The organism is Lactobacillus jensenii DSM 20557, from assembly GCF_001436455.1.
Taxonomy (GTDB): Bacteria; Bacillota; Bacilli; order Lactobacillales; family Lactobacillaceae; genus Lactobacillus; species Lactobacillus jensenii.
In genome coordinates this window covers 1-472 of the sequence record NZ_AYYU01000074.1, presented here as the reverse complement: position 1 = coordinate 472, position 472 = coordinate 1, and the positions used below count along the sequence as shown (strand labels likewise).

Genomic DNA, 472 nt, shown 5'->3' with positions numbered 1-472 from the left:
TTCATCAACTTTTGGAGATTTAACAAATCGGCACCGCTACTCCCACTACCTTTGGAATTGATAATAATGTTTTCCGCATTATTTTTTAGCTGAATACTTTTATCTTCATCATCATAGAGATGAAAGCTATAACGCAATTTACCTCTACCAAATGGATCAAATGCACATAAGAAAATTAAATATGTTCTAGTAAGCGAAGTATACGGTTCTCCTCTATCCAAGGTGTCACGGTCCATTGATGACTGATAGTATCTCATTCTCGGCCCAATATCATGATTGTTATTTACTTGCATCTCCACGTCGTACAAGTTTCCAGCTTGGTCTTTGACCGCAATATCAAGCCTAACAGATTTACTTTGCTTGTCACTTTTAGTCCCCAGCTCTTTTTGAGTATCAATACTTTCTACCGATACAACATTTACATCTGGTAGCACAGCTTGGATAATCGCCTTACAAAAACGTTTATTTTGCA

1 protein-coding gene is annotated in these 472 nt (G+C 36.9%); it reads right to left on the bottom strand.

The window, feature by feature from the left end:
• Window positions 1-472, bottom strand: a 472-nt coding sequence (locus tag FC45_RS07500) for an Rpn family recombination-promoting nuclease/putative transposase (RefSeq protein ID WP_155517713.1), incomplete at both ends; no start/stop codon positions are given.